This is a genomic window from Rhodococcus sp. BP-160, from assembly GCF_019836205.1.
Lineage (GTDB): Bacteria > Actinomycetota > Actinomycetes > Mycobacteriales > Mycobacteriaceae > Rhodococcoides.
This window is the reverse complement of sequence record NZ_JABUEK010000002.1, coordinates 1130462-1150753: the sequence shown is the minus strand read 5'-3', so window position 1 is coordinate 1150753 and position 20292 is coordinate 1130462. Positions and strand designations below refer to the sequence as shown.

General features: G+C 69.5%; 18 protein-coding genes and 1 pseudogene. 13 read left to right on the top strand and 6 right to left on the bottom strand.

Annotation, left to right across the window (positions count from 1 at the left end; genetic code table 11):
* The first annotated feature begins 7 nt into the window (after window positions 1-7).
* Window positions 8-1306 (top strand): esterase family protein, encoded by a 1299-nt coding sequence (locus HQ306_RS11790; RefSeq protein ID WP_027505426.1) that lies wholly within the window; start codon window positions 8-10, stop codon window positions 1304-1306.
* A 59-nt stretch (window positions 1307-1365) separates the two neighbouring features.
* Window positions 1366-3906, top strand: a complete 2541-nt coding sequence (locus HQ306_RS11785; protein ID WP_374197721.1) for a bifunctional lysylphosphatidylglycerol flippase/synthetase MprF — start codon at window positions 1366-1368, stop codon at window positions 3904-3906.
* A 3-nt stretch (window positions 3907-3909) separates the two neighbouring features.
* On the opposite strand, the gene HQ306_RS11780 is transcribed toward HQ306_RS11785, so the two are convergent.
* From HQ306_RS11780 to HQ306_RS11770, 3 genes are all read right to left on the bottom strand, one after another.
* Window positions 3910-4767, bottom strand: a complete 858-nt coding sequence (locus HQ306_RS11780; RefSeq protein WP_056444458.1) for an ABC transporter ATP-binding protein — start codon at window positions 4765-4767, stop codon at window positions 3910-3912.
* Entirely contained in the window at window positions 4764-5792 is a 1029-nt protein-coding gene (locus tag HQ306_RS11775) for an iron chelate uptake ABC transporter family permease subunit (RefSeq protein ID WP_222631555.1), read from the bottom strand. The genes HQ306_RS11780 and HQ306_RS11775 overlap by 4 nt, the downstream gene beginning before the upstream one ends.
* Window positions 5793-5857: 65 nt before the next feature.
* Window positions 5858-7288, bottom strand: coding sequence for an iron chelate uptake ABC transporter family permease subunit (locus tag HQ306_RS11770; RefSeq protein ID WP_222631553.1), 1431 nt, complete (start codon window positions 7286-7288; stop codon window positions 5858-5860).
* A 277-nt stretch (window positions 7289-7565) separates the two neighbouring features.
* Here HQ306_RS11770 and HQ306_RS11765 point away from each other — a divergent pair, with 277 nt between their 5' ends.
* The 8 genes from HQ306_RS11765 to HQ306_RS11730 all read left to right on the top strand — a co-directional run bounded on the left by HQ306_RS11765 (window position 7566) and on the right by HQ306_RS11730 (window position 13474).
* Entirely contained in the window at window positions 7566-8279 is a 714-nt protein-coding gene (locus HQ306_RS11765) for a hypothetical protein (RefSeq protein ID WP_222631275.1), read from the top strand.
* 159 nt (window positions 8280-8438) lie between these two features.
* Window positions 8439-8876: a PaaI family thioesterase gene (locus HQ306_RS11760; RefSeq protein ID WP_222631273.1), complete on the top strand. Its 438-nt coding sequence runs from the start codon at window positions 8439-8441 to the stop codon at window positions 8874-8876.
* Window positions 8877-8957: 81 nt separating this feature from the next.
* Window positions 8958-9260, top strand: coding sequence for an urease subunit gamma (locus tag HQ306_RS11755; protein WP_027505419.1), 303 nt, complete (start codon window positions 8958-8960; stop codon window positions 9258-9260).
* Between the two features lie 10 nt (window positions 9261-9270).
* Window positions 9271-9603, top strand: coding sequence for an urease subunit beta (locus HQ306_RS11750; protein WP_222631271.1), 333 nt, complete (start codon window positions 9271-9273; stop codon window positions 9601-9603).
* Entirely contained in the window at window positions 9603-11324 is a 1722-nt protein-coding gene (locus HQ306_RS11745) for an urease subunit alpha (protein WP_222631261.1), read from the top strand. The genes HQ306_RS11750 and HQ306_RS11745 overlap by 1 nt, the downstream gene beginning before the upstream one ends.
* Window positions 11324-11986 (top strand): urease accessory protein UreF, encoded by a 663-nt coding sequence (locus HQ306_RS11740; protein WP_222631253.1) that lies wholly within the window; start codon window positions 11324-11326, stop codon window positions 11984-11986. The genes HQ306_RS11745 and HQ306_RS11740 overlap by 1 nt, the downstream gene beginning before the upstream one ends.
* Before the next feature lie 26 nt (window positions 11987-12012).
* A complete protein-coding gene (gene ureG, locus HQ306_RS11735; RefSeq protein WP_027505415.1) occupies window positions 12013-12693 on the top strand; it encodes an urease accessory protein UreG in 681 nt (226 codons plus the stop codon).
* Between the two features lies 1 nt (window position 12694).
* Entirely contained in the window at window positions 12695-13474 is a 780-nt protein-coding gene (locus tag HQ306_RS11730; RefSeq protein ID WP_308115433.1) for an urease accessory protein UreD, read from the top strand.
* A gap of 169 nt (window positions 13475-13643) precedes the next feature.
* Here the strand turns inward: HQ306_RS11730 and HQ306_RS11725 are convergent.
* Window positions 13644-14982 (bottom strand): annotated as a pseudogene (locus HQ306_RS11725) (NAD(P)/FAD-dependent oxidoreductase); the annotation flags it as partial.
* A gap of 78 nt (window positions 14983-15060) precedes the next feature.
* Entirely contained in the window at window positions 15061-16011 is a 951-nt protein-coding gene (locus HQ306_RS11720) for an NADP-dependent oxidoreductase (RefSeq protein WP_222631251.1), read from the bottom strand.
* A 90-nt stretch (window positions 16012-16101) separates the two neighbouring features.
* On the opposite strand from HQ306_RS11720, the gene HQ306_RS11715 reads away from it, so the two are divergent.
* Window positions 16102-16977, top strand: coding sequence for an LLM class F420-dependent oxidoreductase (locus HQ306_RS11715; RefSeq protein WP_222631248.1), 876 nt, complete (start codon window positions 16102-16104; stop codon window positions 16975-16977).
* Between the two features lies 1 nt (window position 16978).
* Window positions 16979-17656: an SDR family oxidoreductase gene (locus tag HQ306_RS11710; protein WP_222631246.1), complete on the top strand. Its 678-nt coding sequence runs from the start codon at window positions 16979-16981 to the stop codon at window positions 17654-17656.
* 6 nt (window positions 17657-17662) lie between these two features.
* Here HQ306_RS11710 and HQ306_RS11705 read toward each other — a convergent pair whose 3' ends face one another.
* On the bottom strand, window positions 17663-18703 hold the full coding sequence (locus HQ306_RS11705) for an AraC family transcriptional regulator (protein WP_261769395.1): 1041 nt from the start codon (window positions 18701-18703) through the stop codon (window positions 17663-17665).
* Between the two features lie 54 nt (window positions 18704-18757).
* Here HQ306_RS11705 and HQ306_RS11700 point away from each other — a divergent pair, with 54 nt between their 5' ends.
* Window positions 18758-20287, top strand: a complete 1530-nt coding sequence (locus HQ306_RS11700; RefSeq protein ID WP_222631243.1) for an NAD(P)/FAD-dependent oxidoreductase — start codon at window positions 18758-18760, stop codon at window positions 20285-20287.
* Window positions 20288-20292: the final 5 nt, after the last annotated feature.

Below are 20292 nucleotides of genomic sequence, written 5' to 3'. Positions count from 1 at the left end.
TTGCGCCGTGGCATTCGTCGACACGTCGTTGGTCAGTGGACCGGTCCCGATCGTCGTCACGGTCGTCGGAGTGCTCGGGCTCGTCTGGCTCGTGCTCGCGCGGCGTCGGCGGCACCTCACCCGCGCCGTCCCGGTGGCCGTCGCGGTGGCGGCCGTCCTCACGGTGGCGGCGTGGTTCGGCATCGAGAAGATCTGGCGGGTCTTCCCCGATCCCGTCGAGACGTCGGTCTACGTCTGGGTCGGTCTCGGAGTCCTGGGTCTGTTCCTCCTCGTGCCGCGGATGCTGGCCGCGACACGGTGGTGGACCCGCGTGGTGACCGTGATCGCGACGGTGGCCGTGGTCGCGACGTCCGCGCTGCAGGTCAACCTGGTCTTCGACGCCTACCCCACCGTCGGTACCGCCCTGGGGATCTCGTCCGTGCAGGAGGTGGACGTCGACGACGTCACCGGCCGCACCGCCGACCCGATCACCGGTACACCTCTCGCGAGCGTGTGGACCGCCCCCGCCGACATGCCGACCGGTGGTCGCATCCTGGACACGCCGATCCCGGGCACGGAGTCGGGTTTCTCCGCTCGGAACGCGAAGGTCTACCTGCCGCCCGCGTACTTCACCGCACGCCGGCCGCTGCTGCCCGTCCTCGTGCTGCTCGCCGGCCAACCCGGAGCGCCCGACGACTGGCTCACCGGCGGCCGGTTGGTCCAGACGATGGACGCCTACGCCGCCGATCACGCAGGTCTCGCACCCGTCGTGGTGGTGGCGGACGCGACCGGGTCCACCATCGCCAATCCGCTCTGCGTCGACTCTCCGCTCGGCAACGTGGCGTCCTATCTGGCGAAGGACGTGCCGGCGTGGGTGAACGCGACCCTGCAGGTGGACACCGATCCGGCGCACTGGGCGATCGGCGGGCTCTCCTACGGCGGTACCTGCGCCATGCAGATGACCACCAACTACCCGCAGCTGTACCCGACCTTCCTCGTTCTCTCGGGGCAGCTCGAACCGACGTTGGGGGACAAGCAGCGCACGCTGGACGCGGCGTTCGGCGGAAGCGAGGCCGCATTCGAGGCCGTGAACCCGATGAACCTCATGGCCACACGCCAGTACCCCACCAGCGCCGGCGCCTTCGTCGTCGGCGCCAGTGATCCCGATTACCAGAACTCGGCGAAGCAGCTGCTCGCCGCCGCACAGAAAGCCGGAATGGACGTGCGTTATGCCGAGGTCCCGGGTGGACACAGTTACGAGACGTGGTCTGCGGGCCTGAAGCTGGAGCTGGACTGGCTCTGCACCCGGCTGGGGTTGACGTCGTGACCGATCCGTCCGTCGCAGGATCTCCCGCGCAGGGTCCGGTCGCCCGTGCGCGGACCGACATCGCCGCGTGGTGGGGACGAACCGGTCGCCAGGGCGCACGGTTGTGGTCCACGATCGCCTACGGCGCCAAGGGGGCTCCGGTCAGCCTCGCACTGCTGGCCGTCATGTGGGTGGGGCTGATCGTGCTCTCCCTCACCACACGCAGCTATCGCAGCTTCCTCGACCACCACACCGCGCTGGGCATCGTTCCGATCGAGAACCTGCGGCTCTGGACCCCCGTCACGTCGGGGCTCTTCGCCGTGGGGGTGGCCGCCTTCGTCGTCGCCACCGCGTTGTTCCTGGTCGTGGCAGCGCCGATCGAGCACCGGATGGGTACTCGGCGCTTCGCGGTCGCCGTCCTGGTGACCCAGGTGGGCGGCTCGCTGCTGGGTCTCGCGCTGGCCGCTCTCGGGCAGTTGCTCGACGAGGGGTGGGGCTTCCAGCTTCATCTCGGCGTCACCTCGGGCCCCACGGCCTGGATCCTCGGCACGCTGATGGTGGCCAGCGCGAACATGGGAACGCTCTGGCGTCGGCGGGTGCGGGTGGGCCTCGTGGCGCTGACCGTCGTGATGGCCCTGTTCGGTGGCCATCTCGCCGACATCACCGCGCTCGGCTCGGTCGTGGTCGGCGCAGTGGCGGGTCCGTTGATCGTCGGACGATCCTCTCGTGCCACCCATCTCGCCGGTACCCGCCGCGAGGGTCGGGTGCTGGTGGCCCTCATCGTCGCGGCGTCCGCGATCGGCCCGATGATCGCTGCCTTCTCGCCCAATGCGGTGGGCCCGTTCGCCGTCCTGCGCGAACTGTTCCGCAGCCAGGAGTGGACGCTCGACGAGGTGAACCTGGTCTGTGGTGCAGATCCGGGGTCCACCGACTGCCGACGCGGGCTGCTCGATCTCCGACTCGGCGGAGTGGGACCGGTGCTGGCCAGCGTCATGCCCTCGGTCTATCTGCTGGTCCTCAGCGACGGACTGCGCCGCGGGCGTCGGTTCGCCTGGATCGGTGCGATGGTCTCGCAGGTCGTGCTGCTGGCCCTGGCGCTCGCCAACTACCTGATCCGCTTCGCCGATCTGGACAACGGCGACACGCTGTTCTACGGCGTCGCAGATCCGACGCTCTACCGCACCGCCGTCCCCTTCGTCGTCCCCCTGGCGGTCATGGCACTGCTGGTGGTCACGCGCACGAACTTCGACGTGTCCGCGCCTGCCGGTACGTACACGCGACTGTGGGCCACCGTGGTCGGGGCCGGCGCGGTTCTCGCCGTTCTCTACGTCGCCGTCGGCGCGCTGATCCGGTCCGGCTTCGACGGCAGCCCGGGAGTGCTGACGCTGCTCGGCGACTTCCCGCAGCGGCTCGTGCCCCCGGTTCTGCTGCAGTGGTTCGACCCGCCCTTCCTGCCGACGAGCTGGCTCGCCACCGTGCTCTACGAATGGACCGGCATCGTGTTCTGGGCGGTGCTGGTCGTCGCGACCGCGGGGTCGTTCGTGAGACCGGCGTACGGCGTGGAGACCGACGCCACCGAGCGCGCCCGAGCGGTGCTGACGAGCAGCAGCGGCAGCGCCCTGTCCTGGATGACGACGTGGCGCGGCAACCGGTACTGGTTCTCGCCCGACGGTCACAGTTATGTCGCGTTCCGGGTGATCTCGGGCATCGCCCTCACCACCGGCGATCCGGTGGGTCCGCCCGCGGACCGGGAGGCGGCCATCGTCGGCTTCTCCGAGTACGCCGCCGCGAACGGATGGTCGCCCTGCTTCTACTCGGTGACGCCGGACGTCGCGGCGATCACCGGCGCTCTGGGTTGGGAGAGCATCCAGGTGGGGGAGGAGACCGTGCTCCCGCTCGCGGATCTCGCCTTCACGGGCAAGAAGTTCCAGGACGTCCGCACCGCGGTGAACCGGGCGAAGAAGGCCGGTGTCGAGGCCGAGTGGATCTCGTTCCCGACGGCGCCGCTGGCGATCACGGACCAGATCACCGCGATCTCCGAGGAATGGGTCGCCGACAAGGGCATGCCCGAGATGGGCTTCACGCTCGGCGGCCTGGACGAGGTCGACGATCCGCAGGTCCGGTGCCTCATCGCCGTGGACGAGCAGCGCACCGTGCACGGCATCACCTCGTGGATGCCGGTGTACCGCGACGGCGTCGTCGTGGGCTGGACCCTGGACTTCATGCGCCGTCGGTCCGAGGGCTTCCGGCCCGCGATGGAATTCCTCATCGCGTCCGCCGCACTGTCCCTGCAGGAGGAGGGCGCGCAGTTCCTCAGTCTGTCGGGAGCGCCGCTGGCCAAGGTGGGCGATCCGACCGAGGACACGGCGCAGACGTCGACACTCTCGGGGATGCTCGAGCGTCTGCTCGACGTCGTGGGCCGCACGCTCGAACCGGTCTACGGCTTCCGGTCGTTGCTGGCGTTCAAGTCGAAGTTCCAGCCGGTGTACGAACCGATGTACATGACGTTCCCCGATCCGGCTGCGCTACCGAGCATCGGCAACGCCATCGGACGGGCCTACCTGCCGGACGTGTCCTTCGGTCAGAGTGTCCGGCTCGTGAAGACGATGATCGACCGCTGACCGTCAGGCCGGTCGGATGCCGGCGCCCGCCCGGACGTGGCGGGTGCCGATGGGCACGATCAGCGGACGATCGGAGACCGGGTCGTCGATGACGGCCGCGGACAGGCCGAAGACGTCGAAGAGCATCTTCTCGGAGATGACCTCGGACGGCGTACCGCTGGCGACGATCGCTCCCTCGTGCATGACCACGAGACGGTCGCTGTAGCGGACGGCCAGGTTGAGGTCGTGCAGCACCATCACCACGGTCCGGCCCATCTCGTCGTGCATCCGGTCCACCAGGTCGAGGACCTCGATGGAGTGCGCGAGATCGAGGTAGGTGGTCGGCTCGTCGAGGAGCAGGACGTCGGTGCCCTGCGCCAGTGCCATGGAGATCCAGGCACGCTGGCGCTGTCCTCCCGAGAGCTGGTCGACGGGACGTTCGGCGAGATCCTCGATACCGGTGAGCTTCAGCGCACGCGCCACCTCGGACTCGTCGTCGCGGGACCACTGCCGGATCCAGGACTGGTGGGGATGGCGGCCTCGTGCCACCAGGTCCGCCACCGTCAGCCCCTCCGGGGCGATCGGCGACTGCGGGAGCACCCCGAGAGTGCGCGCGACGTCGCGGGTCTTCATGTGGCCGATCGCCTTGCCGTCCAGCGTCACCTGGCCCTGGCGCGGGGACAGCAGGCGGCCGAGGGCGCGCAGCAGAGTCGACTTGCCGCAGCCGTTGGGTCCGATGACCGTCGTGACGACGCCGGTGTGGATCTCGAGGTCGAGCCCCTCGATGATGATGCGGTCGCCGTAGCCCACCGAGATGTTCTCCGCGGCGAGACGGTGCGGAGGTGTGGCTCCGGTGATCTCCGGATGCGCGTGCACGCTCATACTGTCGCCTTTCGGTTGACTCGGACCAGCAGATAGAGGAGGAAGGGTCCGCCGAGGACGGACGTGACGATGCCGACGGGGAGCTCGACCGGCAGAATCGTGCGCGCCACCAGGTCGGACCCCACCACGGTGACGGCGCCGGTGAGGGCCGAGGCGATCAGCGGAGGCTCGGCGCACCGGGTCAGCCGCAGGGCGATCTGCGGCGCGGCGAGGGCCACGAATCCGATCGGGCCGGCGACGCTCGTGGCGATGGCGGCCATCGCGACCGAGATGACGAGCAGGACGGCCTGGGACCGCTGCACGTCCACGCCCAGCGAGCGGGCGGTGTCCGGCCCGAGCCGCATGGCGGACAGTCGGAACGACATGATCACCGAGCCCGCTCCGAGAACGACCACGGCGGCGGTGACGGGCCACACCTGCGACCACGTGGCGCCGGACAGCGTCCCGGTGAGCCACAGCTGGGCGCGGGTGACGTCGGTGATGTCGGCATTGACCAACATCCAGCCGATCAGCGCGACCATCATGGCGTTGATCGCGATGCCCACGAGCACCAGCCGCATGCCCTGCACTCCGCCCCGCCACGACAACAGGTACACCAGCGCTGCGGTGAGCAGCCCGCCGACGAGAGCGGCGAGGGTCACGCCGAGCGTGGCGAACAGGCCCACGGCCGTACTGGTGCCGCTCAGGACGATCAGCGAGATGGCGGCGACGCTCGCGCCGGACGTGATGCCGAGAATGTCCGGGCTCGCGAGTGAGTTGCGGGTGATCGACTGCATCAACGCGCCGGAGACGGCGAGCGCAGCTCCTACGAGCGCGCCCGTGAGGGCACGCGGCAGGCGGAGGTCCATGACGACGAAACGCTCGATCCGCGAGCCGCCGCCCACCAACACGTTCACGACGTCCGGGATCGACAGCGGGTAGTCGCCGCGCCCTACGTTCAGACAGAACACGAGGAACAGCACGATCGCGAGGGCGAGGGCGACGAGCACCCTGGCGGGGCGACGCACCGTCGACAGCGGTCCCATGCGGAAGGCCGGGCGACCCGCCACCGACGGCGCGGTCGCCGCGGAACGGACGGTCGGGTGGGCGGTCACAGCGACACCAACGTCCGACGGCGTACCAGGGCGATGAAGAACGGCGCGCCGATCAGCGCGAGCACGATGCCGACCTGCAGTTCACCGGGCCGCACGACGACGCGACCGATGACGTCGGCGAGCACGAGCAGGACACCGCCCAGCGCGCCGGCGAACGGGAGCAGCCAGCGATAGTCCGGGCCGGTGATGGCACGCGCGATGTGGGGCACCACCAGTCCGACGAAGGCCACGGGCCCACACGCAGCGGTCGCCGCGCCGGTCAGAAGTGTGATGGCCACGATGCCGACGACGCGCGTGAGGGTGATGTTGGTGCCCAGTGAGCGGGCGACGTCGTCACCGAGGCTGATCGTGTTGAGGGCGGGCGTGCCCGCGACGGCGATGATCAGCCCGATGACGATGAACGGGAGCACGGTCCAGAAGATGTCCGGCCCGCGTCCCGAGACGGAGCCGACGACCCAGAACCGGTAGCTGTCGAGGGTGGTCTGATCGAGCAGCACCACCGCGTTGGTCATGGCCTGCAGGAAGAACGCGATCGCGGCTCCCGCGAGGGCCAACGACAGCGGGTTGGCCCTCGCCCCGCCCAGAGACGCGGTACCGAACACGACGATGCTGGCCGCGGCAGCGCCGGCGAAGGCGAACCAGAGGTAGCCACCGGGGGACGTGATGCCGAAGAGGTAGATCGCCATGACGACGAAGAAGGCGGCACCGGCGTTGAGGCCGAGCAACCCGGCATCGGCGAGCGGATTGCGGGTGTGGCCCTGGATCAGGGCGCCGGCGACGCCGAGTGCGATGCCCACGACGAGTCCGAGGATCGTGCGGGGGAGGCGTAGCGACCGGACGATCACGTCGGTGTCGGTCCCGGTGGCGGAGAACAGCGCATGGAAGATCTCGGCGAAGGTGAGCGGCCGCGCACCGACGGCCACGCTCATGAGCGCGACGAGCACGATGGCGGCGACGAGGATGATCAGTCCGGAGGTTCGGCGTCGACGGGTCGCTGCCGAGGAGGTGTCCGGAGCGACCGGTTCGAAGTCCTCCGCGACCGCGACGGTGAGCCGGACCGTCTCGACACCGGGCTTCCGACGCAGCGTCAGAGCAGGTCGGACGCCCACCGCGTCACCGGTCTCGGCGTCCCGCAGCACGAGGGCGAACAGGGACTTTCCGACGCTCTGTCCGGCGCGACCGTCCCGGAACCCCCGGTTCCACACCAGCACACCCGCGGCCGCGAGCACCGCGATGACGCCGAAGACCGCGCGGTCGACCTGGCCGCCGCCGTTGTCGTCGGCGAGCGATCGGACGACGACGAGGCCGAGCACGAGGGGGAGCAGGACGACACCGACGTCGACCGCCGAGGCTGCCGCGACGGTCACCCGGCCGGGCGCCCGCCGATCCGCGTCGGCGATCGAGTAGTCGCGATCGGGACGAACCATGGTGCCGGGCTCGGGGAGGTCGTTCGGGCCGGGGTGAGATGCGAGAGGTCCGGACGCGGTGTCGGTCACGCGGTCCTCCTCGATCGGTGTGGTGGTGTCTCTCATGGAAGGTTACGCAAGCCTAAGCAGTCGTGTGGCGGCGCGGTCTCGCGGTGATGCGAACCACACCCGGTTGTCTTCGGTGTATTGGTTAGGCTTACCTTATGACTCGACCGGTCGCCTCGACCGGTCGGTGCGTGTCACCGTCCGGGCACCTGCAGACGAGGAGTTCCATCCGATGACAGTCACGATCGACACCGTCGTCTCACCGCACGATCGTCGAGCCGCGGTGTCCACCGCCTTCCGGCACACCATGACCGCTCTGCGACACCTCGATCCGGAGGCCCCCCGCGTGTACGCCGTCGCGGACATGGCCGAGCAGAGCAAGCGTCGCTGGTGGTCGTTCGCCACCGGGCTCGAGTCGGGCCGCTTCGAGGCCCTGCTGCGCCGGTCGTCGCTCGACCATCCGGACCCGCGTCGTGCGGTGGACCAGGTGGCGGCCGCACTCGTGCACGCGGTCGTGGGACGTTCGGCCGCGGCGTTCGTCGGATGCGGACGCGTGTGGGATCCCGGCCCCGAGAATCTCTGGATCCATCTCGACAGCGACGTGGGCATCGACTGGGCGGGCGTGCGGGACACGGCGCTGCGCTCGGTGTCCGGCTCGGGCGCGACCGCGGGAACGGTGGTCATGCCGTGCGACGAGGCGCTCGCGGCCTGGACCGCGCATCGCGCTGCTCGCTCGCTCGAGGTCGCCGCGGCAGGGTTGTCCGCGCTCGGTCCTCTGGACGTCACGCAGATGAGCCGCATCGTGGGCGAGTCGGTCCTCGGCGCCTCGGCACGAGTTCCGTTGCTGGGTGGCGTGTCTCGTGACGGCGGCTGGCGCAGGGGGCAGATGCTCCTCGATGCGTTCGTCGACGCGGGGTGGCGCGTTCGGTTACGGCGACCTGCGTGACTTAGGCAAGGCTATCCTGTATAGTCCGAGCCACACGAACTTCGGATCGTGCCGACGTCCTGAGGGCTGCAGCGACGTCGGCGTCCGTGCCCCGGCGGGCCTCGCGACACACTGCGAGGCCCGCCGCTTCGTGTCCGTCCACGTGATTCACTGAACGCCATGAACGATGTGTCACCGTCGGTGTCGGACGAACTTCGAGAGCAGCTGGACAGCGGTTTCGGGAAGGTGCTGGGTCTGCAGTTCCGCGAACTGGGGCCCGATCGGGTCACCGCGGAGTGGACCGTGCGCCCGGAACTCCTGCAGCCGTTCGGGATCGTGCACGGCGGCGTGCACTGCGCCGTCGTCGAGTCGCTGGCGAGCACGGCGGGCGCCCTGTGGTTGGGGGATCGCGGCCACGTCGTCGGAGTCAACAACACCACCGATTTCATCCGCGCCGCCCGCGAGGGCGTGCTCACCGCCGAGGCACTGCCCGTGCACCGCGGGCGGACCCAGCAGATCTGGACCGTCACCATCACCGATGCCGCGGACCGTCTCATCGCCCGCGGCCAGGTCCGACTGCAGAACATCGAGGACACGGGGCGGATCGGCGCGTCCTGACGCGCGTCCGGCGAGCGCGACGGCCCAGGTCGTGCCAGCATTGCCTGTCGCCGTCGTTCGCCGCGAAGGGAAGTGTCCCCCATGAGATTGTCTCCGCACGAGCAGGAGAGGTTGCTGCTCAGCTACGCCGCGGAACTGGCGCGTCGCCGGCAGCAGCGCGGACTCCGGTTGAACCATCCGGAGGCGATCGCGCTGATCACCGACCACCTGCTCGAGGGCGCACGCGACGGGCGGTCCGTGGCGGAACTGATGTCGTCGGGCCGTGAGGTGCTGACCCGCGCCGACGTGATGGACGGCATCCCGGAGATGCTGCACGAGGTGCAGGTGGAGGCCACGTTCCCGGACGGCACCAAGCTCATCACCGTTCATGACCCGATCTCGTGAAGGAGTACGCGTGATTCCCGGAGAGATCATCACCGAGGACGGGTCGATCGAGCTCAACGCCGGTCGTGCGTCGCTCACTCTCGACGTCGTGAACGACGGCGATCGGCCGGTGCAGGTGGGAAGTCACGTCCATTTCCCGCAGGCCAACGCCGCGCTGACGTTCGATCGCGTCGCCGCGCACGGGAAGCGCCTCGACATCCCGGCGGGCACCGCGATGCGGTTCGAACCGGGTATCGCTCAGGAGGTCGTGCTCGTCGACATCGGCGGTCTCCGCGAGGTTCACGGCATCTCGCTCACCCCGCCCGGCGCACTGGACGACACGACACCCCGGGACGGTCACTGATGGCGTACCTCGATCGTTCGCGCTACGCGGAGCTGTACGGACCCACCACGGGTGACCGGATCCGCCTGGCAGACACCGACCTGCTGATCGAGATCACCGAGGACCGCAGCGGTGGGCCGGGTCTCGCCGGCGACGAGGCCGTGTTCGGCGGCGGCAAGGTGATCCGCGAGTCGATGGGACAGTCGCGGGCCACGCGGGCCGACGGTGCGCCCGACACCGTCATCACCGGTGTCGTGGTGCTCGACCACTGGGGTGTGATCAAGGCCGACGTCGGACTGCGTGACGGACGGATCGTGGCGCTGGGCAAGGCCGGGAACCCGGACACCATGCCGGGAGTGCATCCCGGTCTCGTCATCGGGCCGTCCACCGAGATCATCGCCGGCAACGGCAAGATCCTGACCGCCGGCGCCATCGACTGCCACGTGCACCTCATCGCCCCCCAGCTCATGGAGGAGGCGCTCGGCGGTGGCATCACCACCATCATCGCCGGCGGCACCGGCCCCGCCGAGGGCACGAAGGCGACCACCGTGACCCCGGGTGCCTGGCATCTGGCGCGGATGCTCGAGGCCATGGACGGGTGGCCGCTGAACGTGGCGCTGCTGGGCAAGGGCAACACCGTCTCACCCGACGCGATGTGGGAGCAGTTACGTTCCGGCGCATCGGGATTCAAGCTGCACGAGGACTGGGGCTCGACCCCGGCCGCCATCGACGCGTGCCTGCGGGTCTGCGACGAGGCCGGTGTGCAGGCGGCGCTCCACTCGGACACTCTGAACGAGGCGGGCTTCGTCGAGGACACCCTCGGCGCGATCGCCGGTCGCGGCATCCACTCGTACCACACGGAGGGTGCGGGCGGCGGGCACGCGCCGGACATCATCACGGTCGCCTCGCAGCCCCACGTGCTCCCGAGTTCGACCAACCCGACTCGGCCGCACACGGTCAACACTCTCGACGAGCATCTCGACATGCTGATGGTCTGTCACCACCTCAGCCCGTCCATTCCCGAGGACCTCGCCTTCGCCGAGAGCCGCATCCGCCCCTCGACCATCGCGGCCGAGGATCTGTTGCACGACATGGGTGCCATCTCGATGATCGGCAGCGACTCGCAGGCAATGGGACGCATCGGTGAGGTGGTCATGCGGACGTGGCAGACCGCACACGTGATGAAGAAGCGTCGTGGCTTCCTCGCCGGTGACTACCGTGCGGACAACAACCGCGCGATGCGGTACGTCGCGAAGTACACGATCTGCCCGGCCGTGGCGCACGGACTCGACGGCGAGGTCGGATCCGTCGAGCCCGGCAAGTTGGCCGACCTCGTGCTGTGGGAGCCGGCGTTCTTCGGTGTCCGGCCGCATCTGGTGATCAAGGGCGGCATGATCGCGTGGGCCACCATGGGCGACGCCAACGCCTCGATTCCGACACCGCAGCCGGAACTGCCGCGACCGATGTTCGGAGCGGCACCCAAGGCGGCGGCCGCCACGTCCGTGCACTTCGTCGCGCCCCAGGCGCTCGACGACGGGCTGGCCGATCGCCTCGACGTCGCGCGTCGATTCGTTCCGGTCGGGAACGTCCGCGGCATCGGAAAGGCACAGATGGTGAACAACGACGCGGTTCCCCGCATCGAGGTCGATCCGGACACCTTCACCGTCCGCATCGACGGCGACGTCTGGACCGAGCAGCCGGCGACGGAGCTGCCGATGGCGCAGCGGTACTTCCTGTTCTGATGACGAATCCGCATTCCGGTGTCGGCCTCGCCACGTTGCTCACCCTCGCCGACTCACGGCTCCCGATCGGTGGGCACGTGCACTCGGGGGGAGTCGAGGAGGCGATCGCCGAGGGACTCGTCCGGGACCTGCCGACGCTCGAGGCGTATCTGCTGCGGCGTATGCGCATCAGCGGCGCCGTGGCGGCGTCGGTCGCTGCCGCTGTGGCCGCCGGTGTCCTGCCCGCGGACGCCGCCGATCGCGAGACCGACGCCCGCACGCCGTCTCCTGCGGCTCGCGCCGCGTCCCGCGCCCAGGGGAGGGGGTTGCGTCGCCTCGCCGAGACGGTATGGCCGGACCACGACTGGACGGCGGTCGGACGGCGCCCGCACCTGCCCGTCGTGGCGGGAGTCGTCGGTGCCGTCACCGGCGCGGGACCGTACGAGACGGCGTCCGTGCAGATCTACACGGCCATGACGGGCGCCGCCATCGCCGCCCAGCGACTTCTCGCGTTGGACCCGGGCGCCGTGGCGGGGTGCACCGTGGCGCTCGCGGCCGAGTGCGACCGGATCGCGGCGTCGGTGGCACGCGCGCTCCCGGCTCTGTCCGACGAATCGGATCCGCTGCTGGACCACCTCGGCGAACGTCACGTCCGGCGCGAACGCCCGCTCTTCGTCTCCTGATCACCCCACAGAAAGAGAGAACACCCATGCCTCCGCATCTCATCGACGGCGAGCCCCACTCCCACGCCCTGGACCGGCCCAAGCGCGTCCGCACACCCGGAGAAGCGCTGCGCGTGGGTATCGGCGGTCCCGTCGGATCCGGCAAGACCGCACTGGTGGCGGCGCTGTGCCGCCAGCTGCGCGAAGAATTGTCACTGGCCGTGCTGACCAACGACATCTACACGACGGAGGACGCCGACTTCCTGCGCCGTCACGCAGTTCTGCCGGACGAGCGCATCACGGCCGTGCAGACCGGCGGCTGCCCGCACACGGCGATCCGTGACGACATCACGGCGAACCTGGATGCCATCGACGACCTGGTCGACGCCAATCCGCCGCTCGATCTGATCCTCGTCGAGTCGGGCGGCGACAATCTCACCGCGACCTTCTCGTCCGGGCTGATCGACGTGCAGATCTTCGTCGTGGACGTCGCCGGCGGTGACAAGGTGCCGCGCAAGGGCGGTCCCGGCGTGACGTTCTCGGATCTTCTCGTGATCAACAAGACCGATCTCGCCCCCATGGTGGGTGCCGACCTCACGGTCATGGAGAACGACGCGGTGCGGGTGCGCGAGGGTCGTCCCACCGCTCTGATCTCGCTCACGGAGGATCCTGCCGCGACGGTGGTGCTCACCTGGGTGCGCGAGCAGCTCGCTGCCGTCGCCGCCTGACGTGACGACGCACGGCGCGCTGCGCTCGACGGTGCTCGTCGTCGCGTCGCGGAGCAGGTCACCGCGCATCGAGGCGGTGGGCGGGCTCGCCGTACGCCGGACCGGAGTCGACCGTGTCCACCTCGTCGGCTCGGCCGCGACCCCGCTGGGTGGGGACACCATCGACGTCCGGATCGTGGTCGAGGCGGGGGCGCGGCTGCACGTGTGCAGTGTCGCCGCCTCGGTGGCGTTGCCCGGGCGCTCGACCGACGTGTCGCACGCGTCGTGGACCGTGGACGTCGAGGACGGCGCCGAGGTGATCGTGGACCCGGAACCCACCATCGTCGCCGGATCGGCGGACCACCGATCGTCGGTGTCGCTGCATCTCGGCGACCGGGTGCGCGCCGCCGTGCGCGAACGAATCCAGATCGGCCGGACCGGGGACATTGACGGCCGGTGGTCGGGTCTCTTTCGAGTCGACGGCGTGGCCGGTCCGGTGCTCCGCCACCGACTCGACCTGGGTAGGGGCGCTGCCGGGCACGACGCGCTCTTCGCGCCGACCGCATCGATCAGTACGTTGACCTGGCCGGAGTGTCTGGCGGACAGTCCTTCCGGAGACGCCGTGGCCGGTCTGGAGACGACGATGCCGATGGCCGGAGGCGGAACACTGTCCACCTGGCTCGGCCATCGGCTCCCGGTCACCCGGTCGGTCGCTGCGCTCTCGGCGCGGGGAGATCAGCCTGCGCGCTTGGCCTCCGCGGTCTCCGCCGCTCCGTCGTTCGCGGAGGGCTCCTCGCCCTGACGCTCCGCCGGTGTGGGTGAGGCGCCGGAGGCGGCCCGCTTCTCCGTGCTGTCGAGCTGCTTGCTCTGTTCCGCTGCATCGGCCGTGGCACCGGACTCGCGGTCCGCCGCCTTCGAGGTCGCCTCGACCGTGCGGGTGGGGATCGCCACGCCGTCGACGCGGTTCTCCTGCTCGAGCGTGTGGAGTTGCTCGATCGCGAGGCGCGCGAACACCTGCTGTTCGGTGGACGCCATCTGCGCCCGACCCTTGCCCAGGAAGGTGACGAACCAGGAGATCACCGTCGTCAGACGGTTCCGGTATCCCACCTGGTAGAAGAGGTGGAGTCCGAGCCATGCGACCCAGGCGATGAACCCGCCGAACTCCAGCTTGCCGACCTTGCACACGGCGCTGAATCGCGACACGGTGGCCATCGACCCCTTGTCGAAGTACGAGAAAGGCTTGCGCTCGGACGGGTTCTGTCCGTCGAGTGACGCCTTGATCTGCTTCACCGCGTACTTGGCGCCCTGGATCGCGCCCTGCGCCATACCCGGGACGTCCTTGACCGACATCATGTCGCCGACCACGAACACGTTGGGGTGTCCCTTGACGGTCAGATCCGGCTCCACCACGACACGGCCCGCGCGGTCGACCTCGGTGCCGTCCGACTGGTCGGCGAGCTGCTTGCCCAGCGGGCTGGCCTGCACGCCGGCGGACCAGACCTTGCACTGCGCCTCGATGCGGCGTTCGGTGCCGTCCTTGTCCTTGACGGTGAGACCGTCGTTGTCGACGCCGGTGACCATCGCGTTGAGCTGGATGTCGACACCGAGCTTGGTGAGGCGCTTCGCGGCCTTCTCGCCCAGCTTCTTGCCCATCGGGGGGAGCACGGCGGGCGCCGCGTCGAGCAGCACCACCTTCGCGTCCTTGGCGTCGATGTTGCGGAAGGCTCCGTCGAGCGTGCGCGTCGCGAGCTCGGAGATCTGGCCCGCGAGCTCGACGCCGGTGGGGCCTGCGCCGACTACGACGAACGTCATCAGGCGCTCGCGCTCGGCCGGATCGGTGGACAACTCGGCCTGCTCGAACGCGCCGAGGATGCGTCCGCGCAGTTCCAGGGCGTCGTCGATCGTCTTCATGCCAGGTGCGAACTCGGCGAAGTGGTCGTTGCCGAAGTAGGACTGCTGGGCGCCCGCAGCCACGATGAGGCTGTCGAACGGCGTCACGGTCTCGCGCTCGAGCAGCCGCGAGGTGACGGTCTTGTTCGTCAGGTCGATGGTCTCGACGTCACCCATCAGAACCTCGGCGTTCTTCTGCTTGCGCAGGATGACGCGGGTCGCGGGGGCGATCTCGCCGACCGAGAGGATGCCCGTGGCCACCTGGTAGAGCAGTGGCTGGAACAGGTGGTGGGTGGTCCGCGCGATGAGCGTGACGTCCACATCGGCTCGCTTGAGGGCCTGTGTGCCGAAGAGGCCACCAAAGCCGGACCCGATGACGACGACGCGGTGGCGCTTCTTCTCGTTCGTCTCGACGCTCATGTATCCGCTCCTAGATGTCTATGCGTTCTGAGCTCAACGGTAGTCTCCCCACCCCCGCGCGTCTCCGCGAGGCCGTCGTCAGGGGACGAGGACGTACTTGCCGCGCGGGTGGTGCGTCTGCAGTTCGCGGTGGGCGGTGGCCGCCTCCGCGAGGGGAAACGTCCCGGCCACCGTCACGGTGATCACCGATCCGGCCAACTCGAGCAGAGGTAGACGCGCCTCCTTGCGCCGTGCGGCGCTCTCGTTGTTCCCGCCGCCCGCGGACCGGAAACCCTCGTCGGCTGCCCGACCGAAGGCAGTGATGGTCACGATGCGCGTCCGGTCCTGCACCACCGCCAGGGACACGTCGATCGCCTCGTCGGTGCCGGCCGTGTCCAGCGCGGCATCCACGCCGTCGGGCGCCGCGGTGCGTACCCGGTCGAGCAGACCGTCGCCGTACGCGACCGCGACGGCGCCGAGGGCGCGCACCGCGTCGAGGTTGCGAGGACTCGCGGTGCCGATCACCTGTGCTCCGCGGTGCAGGGCGAGCTGGACCGCCTGCGAGCCGACGGCGCCGGATGCTCCGTGGACCAGGACGCGGTCGCCCCCCTCGACGTTCGCGAGCTCCGCCATGTCGTAGGCGGTGGCCGCAGTGAGGGAGTACCCGGCCGCTTCCTCCCAGCCCAGCGCCCGCGGTTTCGGCAGCACCGCGTCGGCATCGACGAGAAGGCGATCGGCGTAGGCGCCGTCTGCCAGAACGATGACCTCGTCGCCGACACGGACGGGACCCGCCGGTCCGACGGCATCGCGCCCCACCGCGGACACCACGCCCGACGCCTCGCTGCCGAGGTGCAGCGGGAGTGTGCTCTCGTCCGTCCCGAATGCGCCGCTGTAGAGCTTGTGATCGAACGGATTGACGCCGGCGGCGCGAATGTCCACGACGACCTGTCCGGGACCCGGTTCGTCGACCACCTCGTCGCGGATCGCCAGGACGTCGGGTCCACCGAAGGCCGTGGCGACCACGGTGCGTGTCGTTCTCGAACCAGTCATACGAGGACCAACGGTGCCCGGTGCTCCGAATGTTCCCCGGGAGTGCACCGCGTCGGCGGAGTGCTGATCCGACCATCGAGGAGAACCATCGTGCAGTTGGCAGTCCACTATCCCTACTTCACCCTTCAGGGTGGCTCCGCGGCCACGGCGGGACTGCTCTCCGACTCCGCGCGCGCTGCGGAGGACGGCGGGTGCACGCTGTTCACGCTCATGGACCACTGGTTCCAGATGGAGAATCTGGCGACCGCGCAGGACCCCATGCTCGAGGGCTACACCTCGCTGGGCTTCCTCGCGGGCCGGACCGAGAGCATCCGCCTGGGCCTGCTCGTCACGGGCGTGACCTATCGGCATCCGGGGCTCCTGGCGAAGACGGTCACGACCCTGGACGTGCTCTCCGGCGGTCGAGCGATGCTCGGCATCGGTGCGGCCTGGTACGAGCGCGAGCACCGCGGCCTCGGTGTGCCGTTCCCGTCGATGTCCGAGCGGTTCGAGCGTCTCGAGGAGACGTTACGCATCTGCAGACAGATGTGGAGCGACGACGACGGACCCTTCGAGGGCACGCACTACTCGCTGGCCGAGACGCTCTGCGAGCCGAGGCCGCTGCAGAGTCCGGGTCCGCCCATCATGGTCGGCGGGTCGGGGGAGAAGAAGACACTCGCGTTCGTCGCGCGGTACGCCTCGCTGTGCAACCTCTTCGCCCCCGACCAGGAGACCGTGGCACACAAGCTCGACGTGCTGCGCGGTCACTGCGAGCGCGAGAACCGCGACTACGCGGAGATCGAGAAGACCATCATCACCTCGCTCGACCCGGTGGCCGACGAGGCCGGCTTCCTCCGGGAGATGGAAGGGTTCGCCGCGCTCGGAGTCGACACCGTGTGCGTGAGCCCGCAGGGACAGGACCCGGTGACCTGGACCCGGTCCGCCACCGCAGCCGTGGTCGACACACTCGCCGGATTGGAGAACTGACATGGACCTCCCGGGCAAGCACTTCCTGGTGACCGGCGCTTCCGGCGCTCTCGGATCGCGCATCACTCGCCGCCTGCTCGACGCCGGCGCCACCGTCACCGCGTCCGGCCGCTCGGAGCAGACGCTGGCCGGTGTCGACCTGGGCAGCGCGCACCTCGTGGCGTCGGACCTGACCCACCCCGCGGCCCCGGCCGACCTGATCGCGGCGGCCAAGAGCCACACCGGAACGCTCGACGGCGTCGTCATCGCCTCGGGCGTGGTGGCGTTCGGACCCGCGGCCGAGGTGGACGACGACACCGTCGACGATCTGCTGCTGGTGGATCTGCTGGCGCCTCTGCGGCTGGTGCGATCGGCACTCACCGAGGTGGAGTCCGGGGGCGTCGTCGTCAGCATCAGTGGAGTGATCGCGGAGAAGCCCGTCGGCGGGATGGCGGCGTACTGCGCGGCGAAGGCCGGCATCAGCGCGTTCGTCGAGGCGGCGCGACCGGAAGCGCGTCGGCGGAAGCTGCGCGTGGTGGACGTACGTCCGCCGCACACCGAGACCGGTCTGGCCGGGCGCGCGATCGCGGGCACGGCGCCCACCATGCCGGACGGTCTCGATCCGGACGCTGTCGCCGACCGGATCGTCAAGGCCATCGTGGACGACGAGAAGGATCTGGCGTCGACCGACTTCAGTTGAGTCGGGTCAGAGAGCGCCGCGGCGGACGGTGGTGGGCGTCGCGTTCCACCACCGTCGGCACGCACGAGTGAAGGCGGACTGCTCGGACAGTCCCACAGCGGCCGCGATCTGACTCATCGGCAGCGACGTCGTCGTGAGGTACCGATGGGCCTCCGTGCGGCGCACCTCGTCGACGATCGCCGCGAACGACGTTCCCTCCCCGGCCAATCGGCGTTGCAACGTCCGCGGGTGCAGGTTCAGCAGATGTGCGGCACCGTCGATGTGCGGTGGGGTGGTGCCGAGGGACTGCTGCAGGATGGTGCGCACCCGCGGAGCCACCTCGGTGGTGGGTCCGGCGCCCTGCCGAGCGAGGAAGGCCAGGGCCAGCCGTTTGAGGTTCGAGTCCCCGCCGTGGAGCGGTCGGTTCTGGAGTGTGGCCGGGACCCGGAGGACGGCGGCGGGACGGCCGACGCTGACCGCGACGCCGAAGAAGTTCTCGTAGACCGACACCGGAGCCGCCGGCACGTAGGGGAGCTCGACCGAGCGGAGTCCGTACGACCCGCCGACCAGTGCGATGGTGGCGCGGTGGAGGAACCCCAGCCCCATGTCGGTGCCCTGGACGGGCGCGACGACCCCGGGCTTCGTTCCGTACCGCAGCGCGACGATCCCCGGCGTCCCGTACGGGTCGGGTTCGGCACGCAGGCTGAGTGACTGGGCATGGATGAACAGGTAGTGCTCGGTGCACTCGAGTGCCTCGCCCACGGTCGAGGAGTTCTGGATCGCGAGTGCGAGCGGCCCGAGCATGCCGAGATCCTGGCGCCGTGCGATCCGCAACCCCAGATCGGGGCACGCCAGCTCCGCCGCGGCGATCTCGAGAACCGCGGCCATGGCGACGTCCTCGACGAGGAGGTCGTCGGCGTCGAGCGCGTCCACGGGCAGCCCCGCCGCGACCGCGTACGCCTCGGCGTCCCCGCCCAGTTCGGCCACGGTCGCGCGGAAGCCGCGGAGACCGGCGGAGCGGATGGCGGGCACAGCGCTCACCTTGGGGTAGCTGTCGTCTGAAGTCAACTAGTTGTCGTGTGGTGTCAAGCCATCGGGTGGTGGCACGAGGACACTGGAGTCATGACGTCCACCACCGATCGACTCGACTCGTCCCCGACCGACACCACCCTCGAGCATCTCGACGTGATCGTCGTCGGCGCCGGGCTCTCCGGCGTCGGTGCGGGCTACCGCCTGTCGACGGAGCATCCCGGCAAGTCGTGGGCCATCCTCGAGGCGCGGTCCTCGATGGGCGGCACCTGGGATCTGTTCCGCTACCCCGGTGTGCGCTCGGATTCCGACATGTACACGCTCGGCTACCAGTTCAAGCCGTGGCGCGAAGCGAAGTCCATCGCCGACGGGCACTCGATTCTGAAGTACATCGAGGAGACCGCTGCGGAGTTCGGGATCGACGAGCACATCCGGTACGGGACCCGCGTCGTCCGCGCGGATTTCTCCACCGCGGAGGCTCGCTGGACCCTGACTCTCGACGTGACCGACGAGTCGGGAACCTCGCAGCAGCAGATGACGTGTGGCTTCCTGTACTGCTGCTCGGGCTACTACGACTACGCCAAGGGCTACAACCCCGACATCCCGGGACTCGACACGTTCGAGGGCACCGTGGTGCATCCCCAGTTCTGGCCCGACGATCTGGACTACGCCGGCAAGAACGTGGTCGTGATCGGCAGTGGCGCCACCGCGGTGACTCTCGTGCCGTCGATGGCGCGCGACGCCGGTCACGTCACGATGCTGCAGCGTTCACCCACCTGGATCAGCGCGGTCCCCGGACGTGACAAGCAGGCGGACAAGATTCGTGATCTTCTCCCGGCTGGTCTGGCGCACAGCGTGATCCGGGTCAAGAACATTCTGTTCAGCACCGGCTTCTATCAGTTCTGCCGGCGTCGTCCGCAGGCGGCACGGCGACTCCTCACCAACCTCTCGACCAAGATCCTGGGTGACGAGAAGCTGGTGGCCGAGCACTTCACGCCCGAGTACAACCCGTGGGATCAGCGACTGTGCGCCGTCCCCGACGCCGATCTGTTCAAGGCGATGAAGAAGGGGAAGGCGTCGGTGGTCACCGACCGCATCGCCTCCGTGCGCGCCGACGGTATCGACCTGCAGTCGGGCGCCTCGTTGCCCGCCGACGTGATCGTCACGGCGACGGGGCTGCAACTGCTCGCCTTCGGCGGCATCGAACCCAAGGTGGACGGCGTGACCGTCGATCTGTCGAAGCAATTCGTGTGGCAGGGCGCCATGATGACAGGTGTCCCGAACTTCGCCATCTGCATCGGATACACCAACGCGTCGTGGACTCTGCGCGCCGATCTGACGTCGCGTCTCGTGTGCCGCGTGCTCGGCTACATGGACGACAAGGACTTCGCGTCCATCGTCCCGCAGCCCGACGGCCCGCTCGAGGAGCGTCCGCTGCTGGACCTGCAGTCCGGCTACGTCCAGCGCTCGATCGACGCCTTTCCCCGGCAGGGCGATCACGGCCCGTGGCTGGTGCGTCAGAACTACATCCTCGACTCCATCACCACGCTGCGGGGCGACCTCGGCAAGACCCTCTCGGGAACGCCGCGTCGGTCGGTGCGACGCGCCGCCGGAGTCGCCTGACCCGC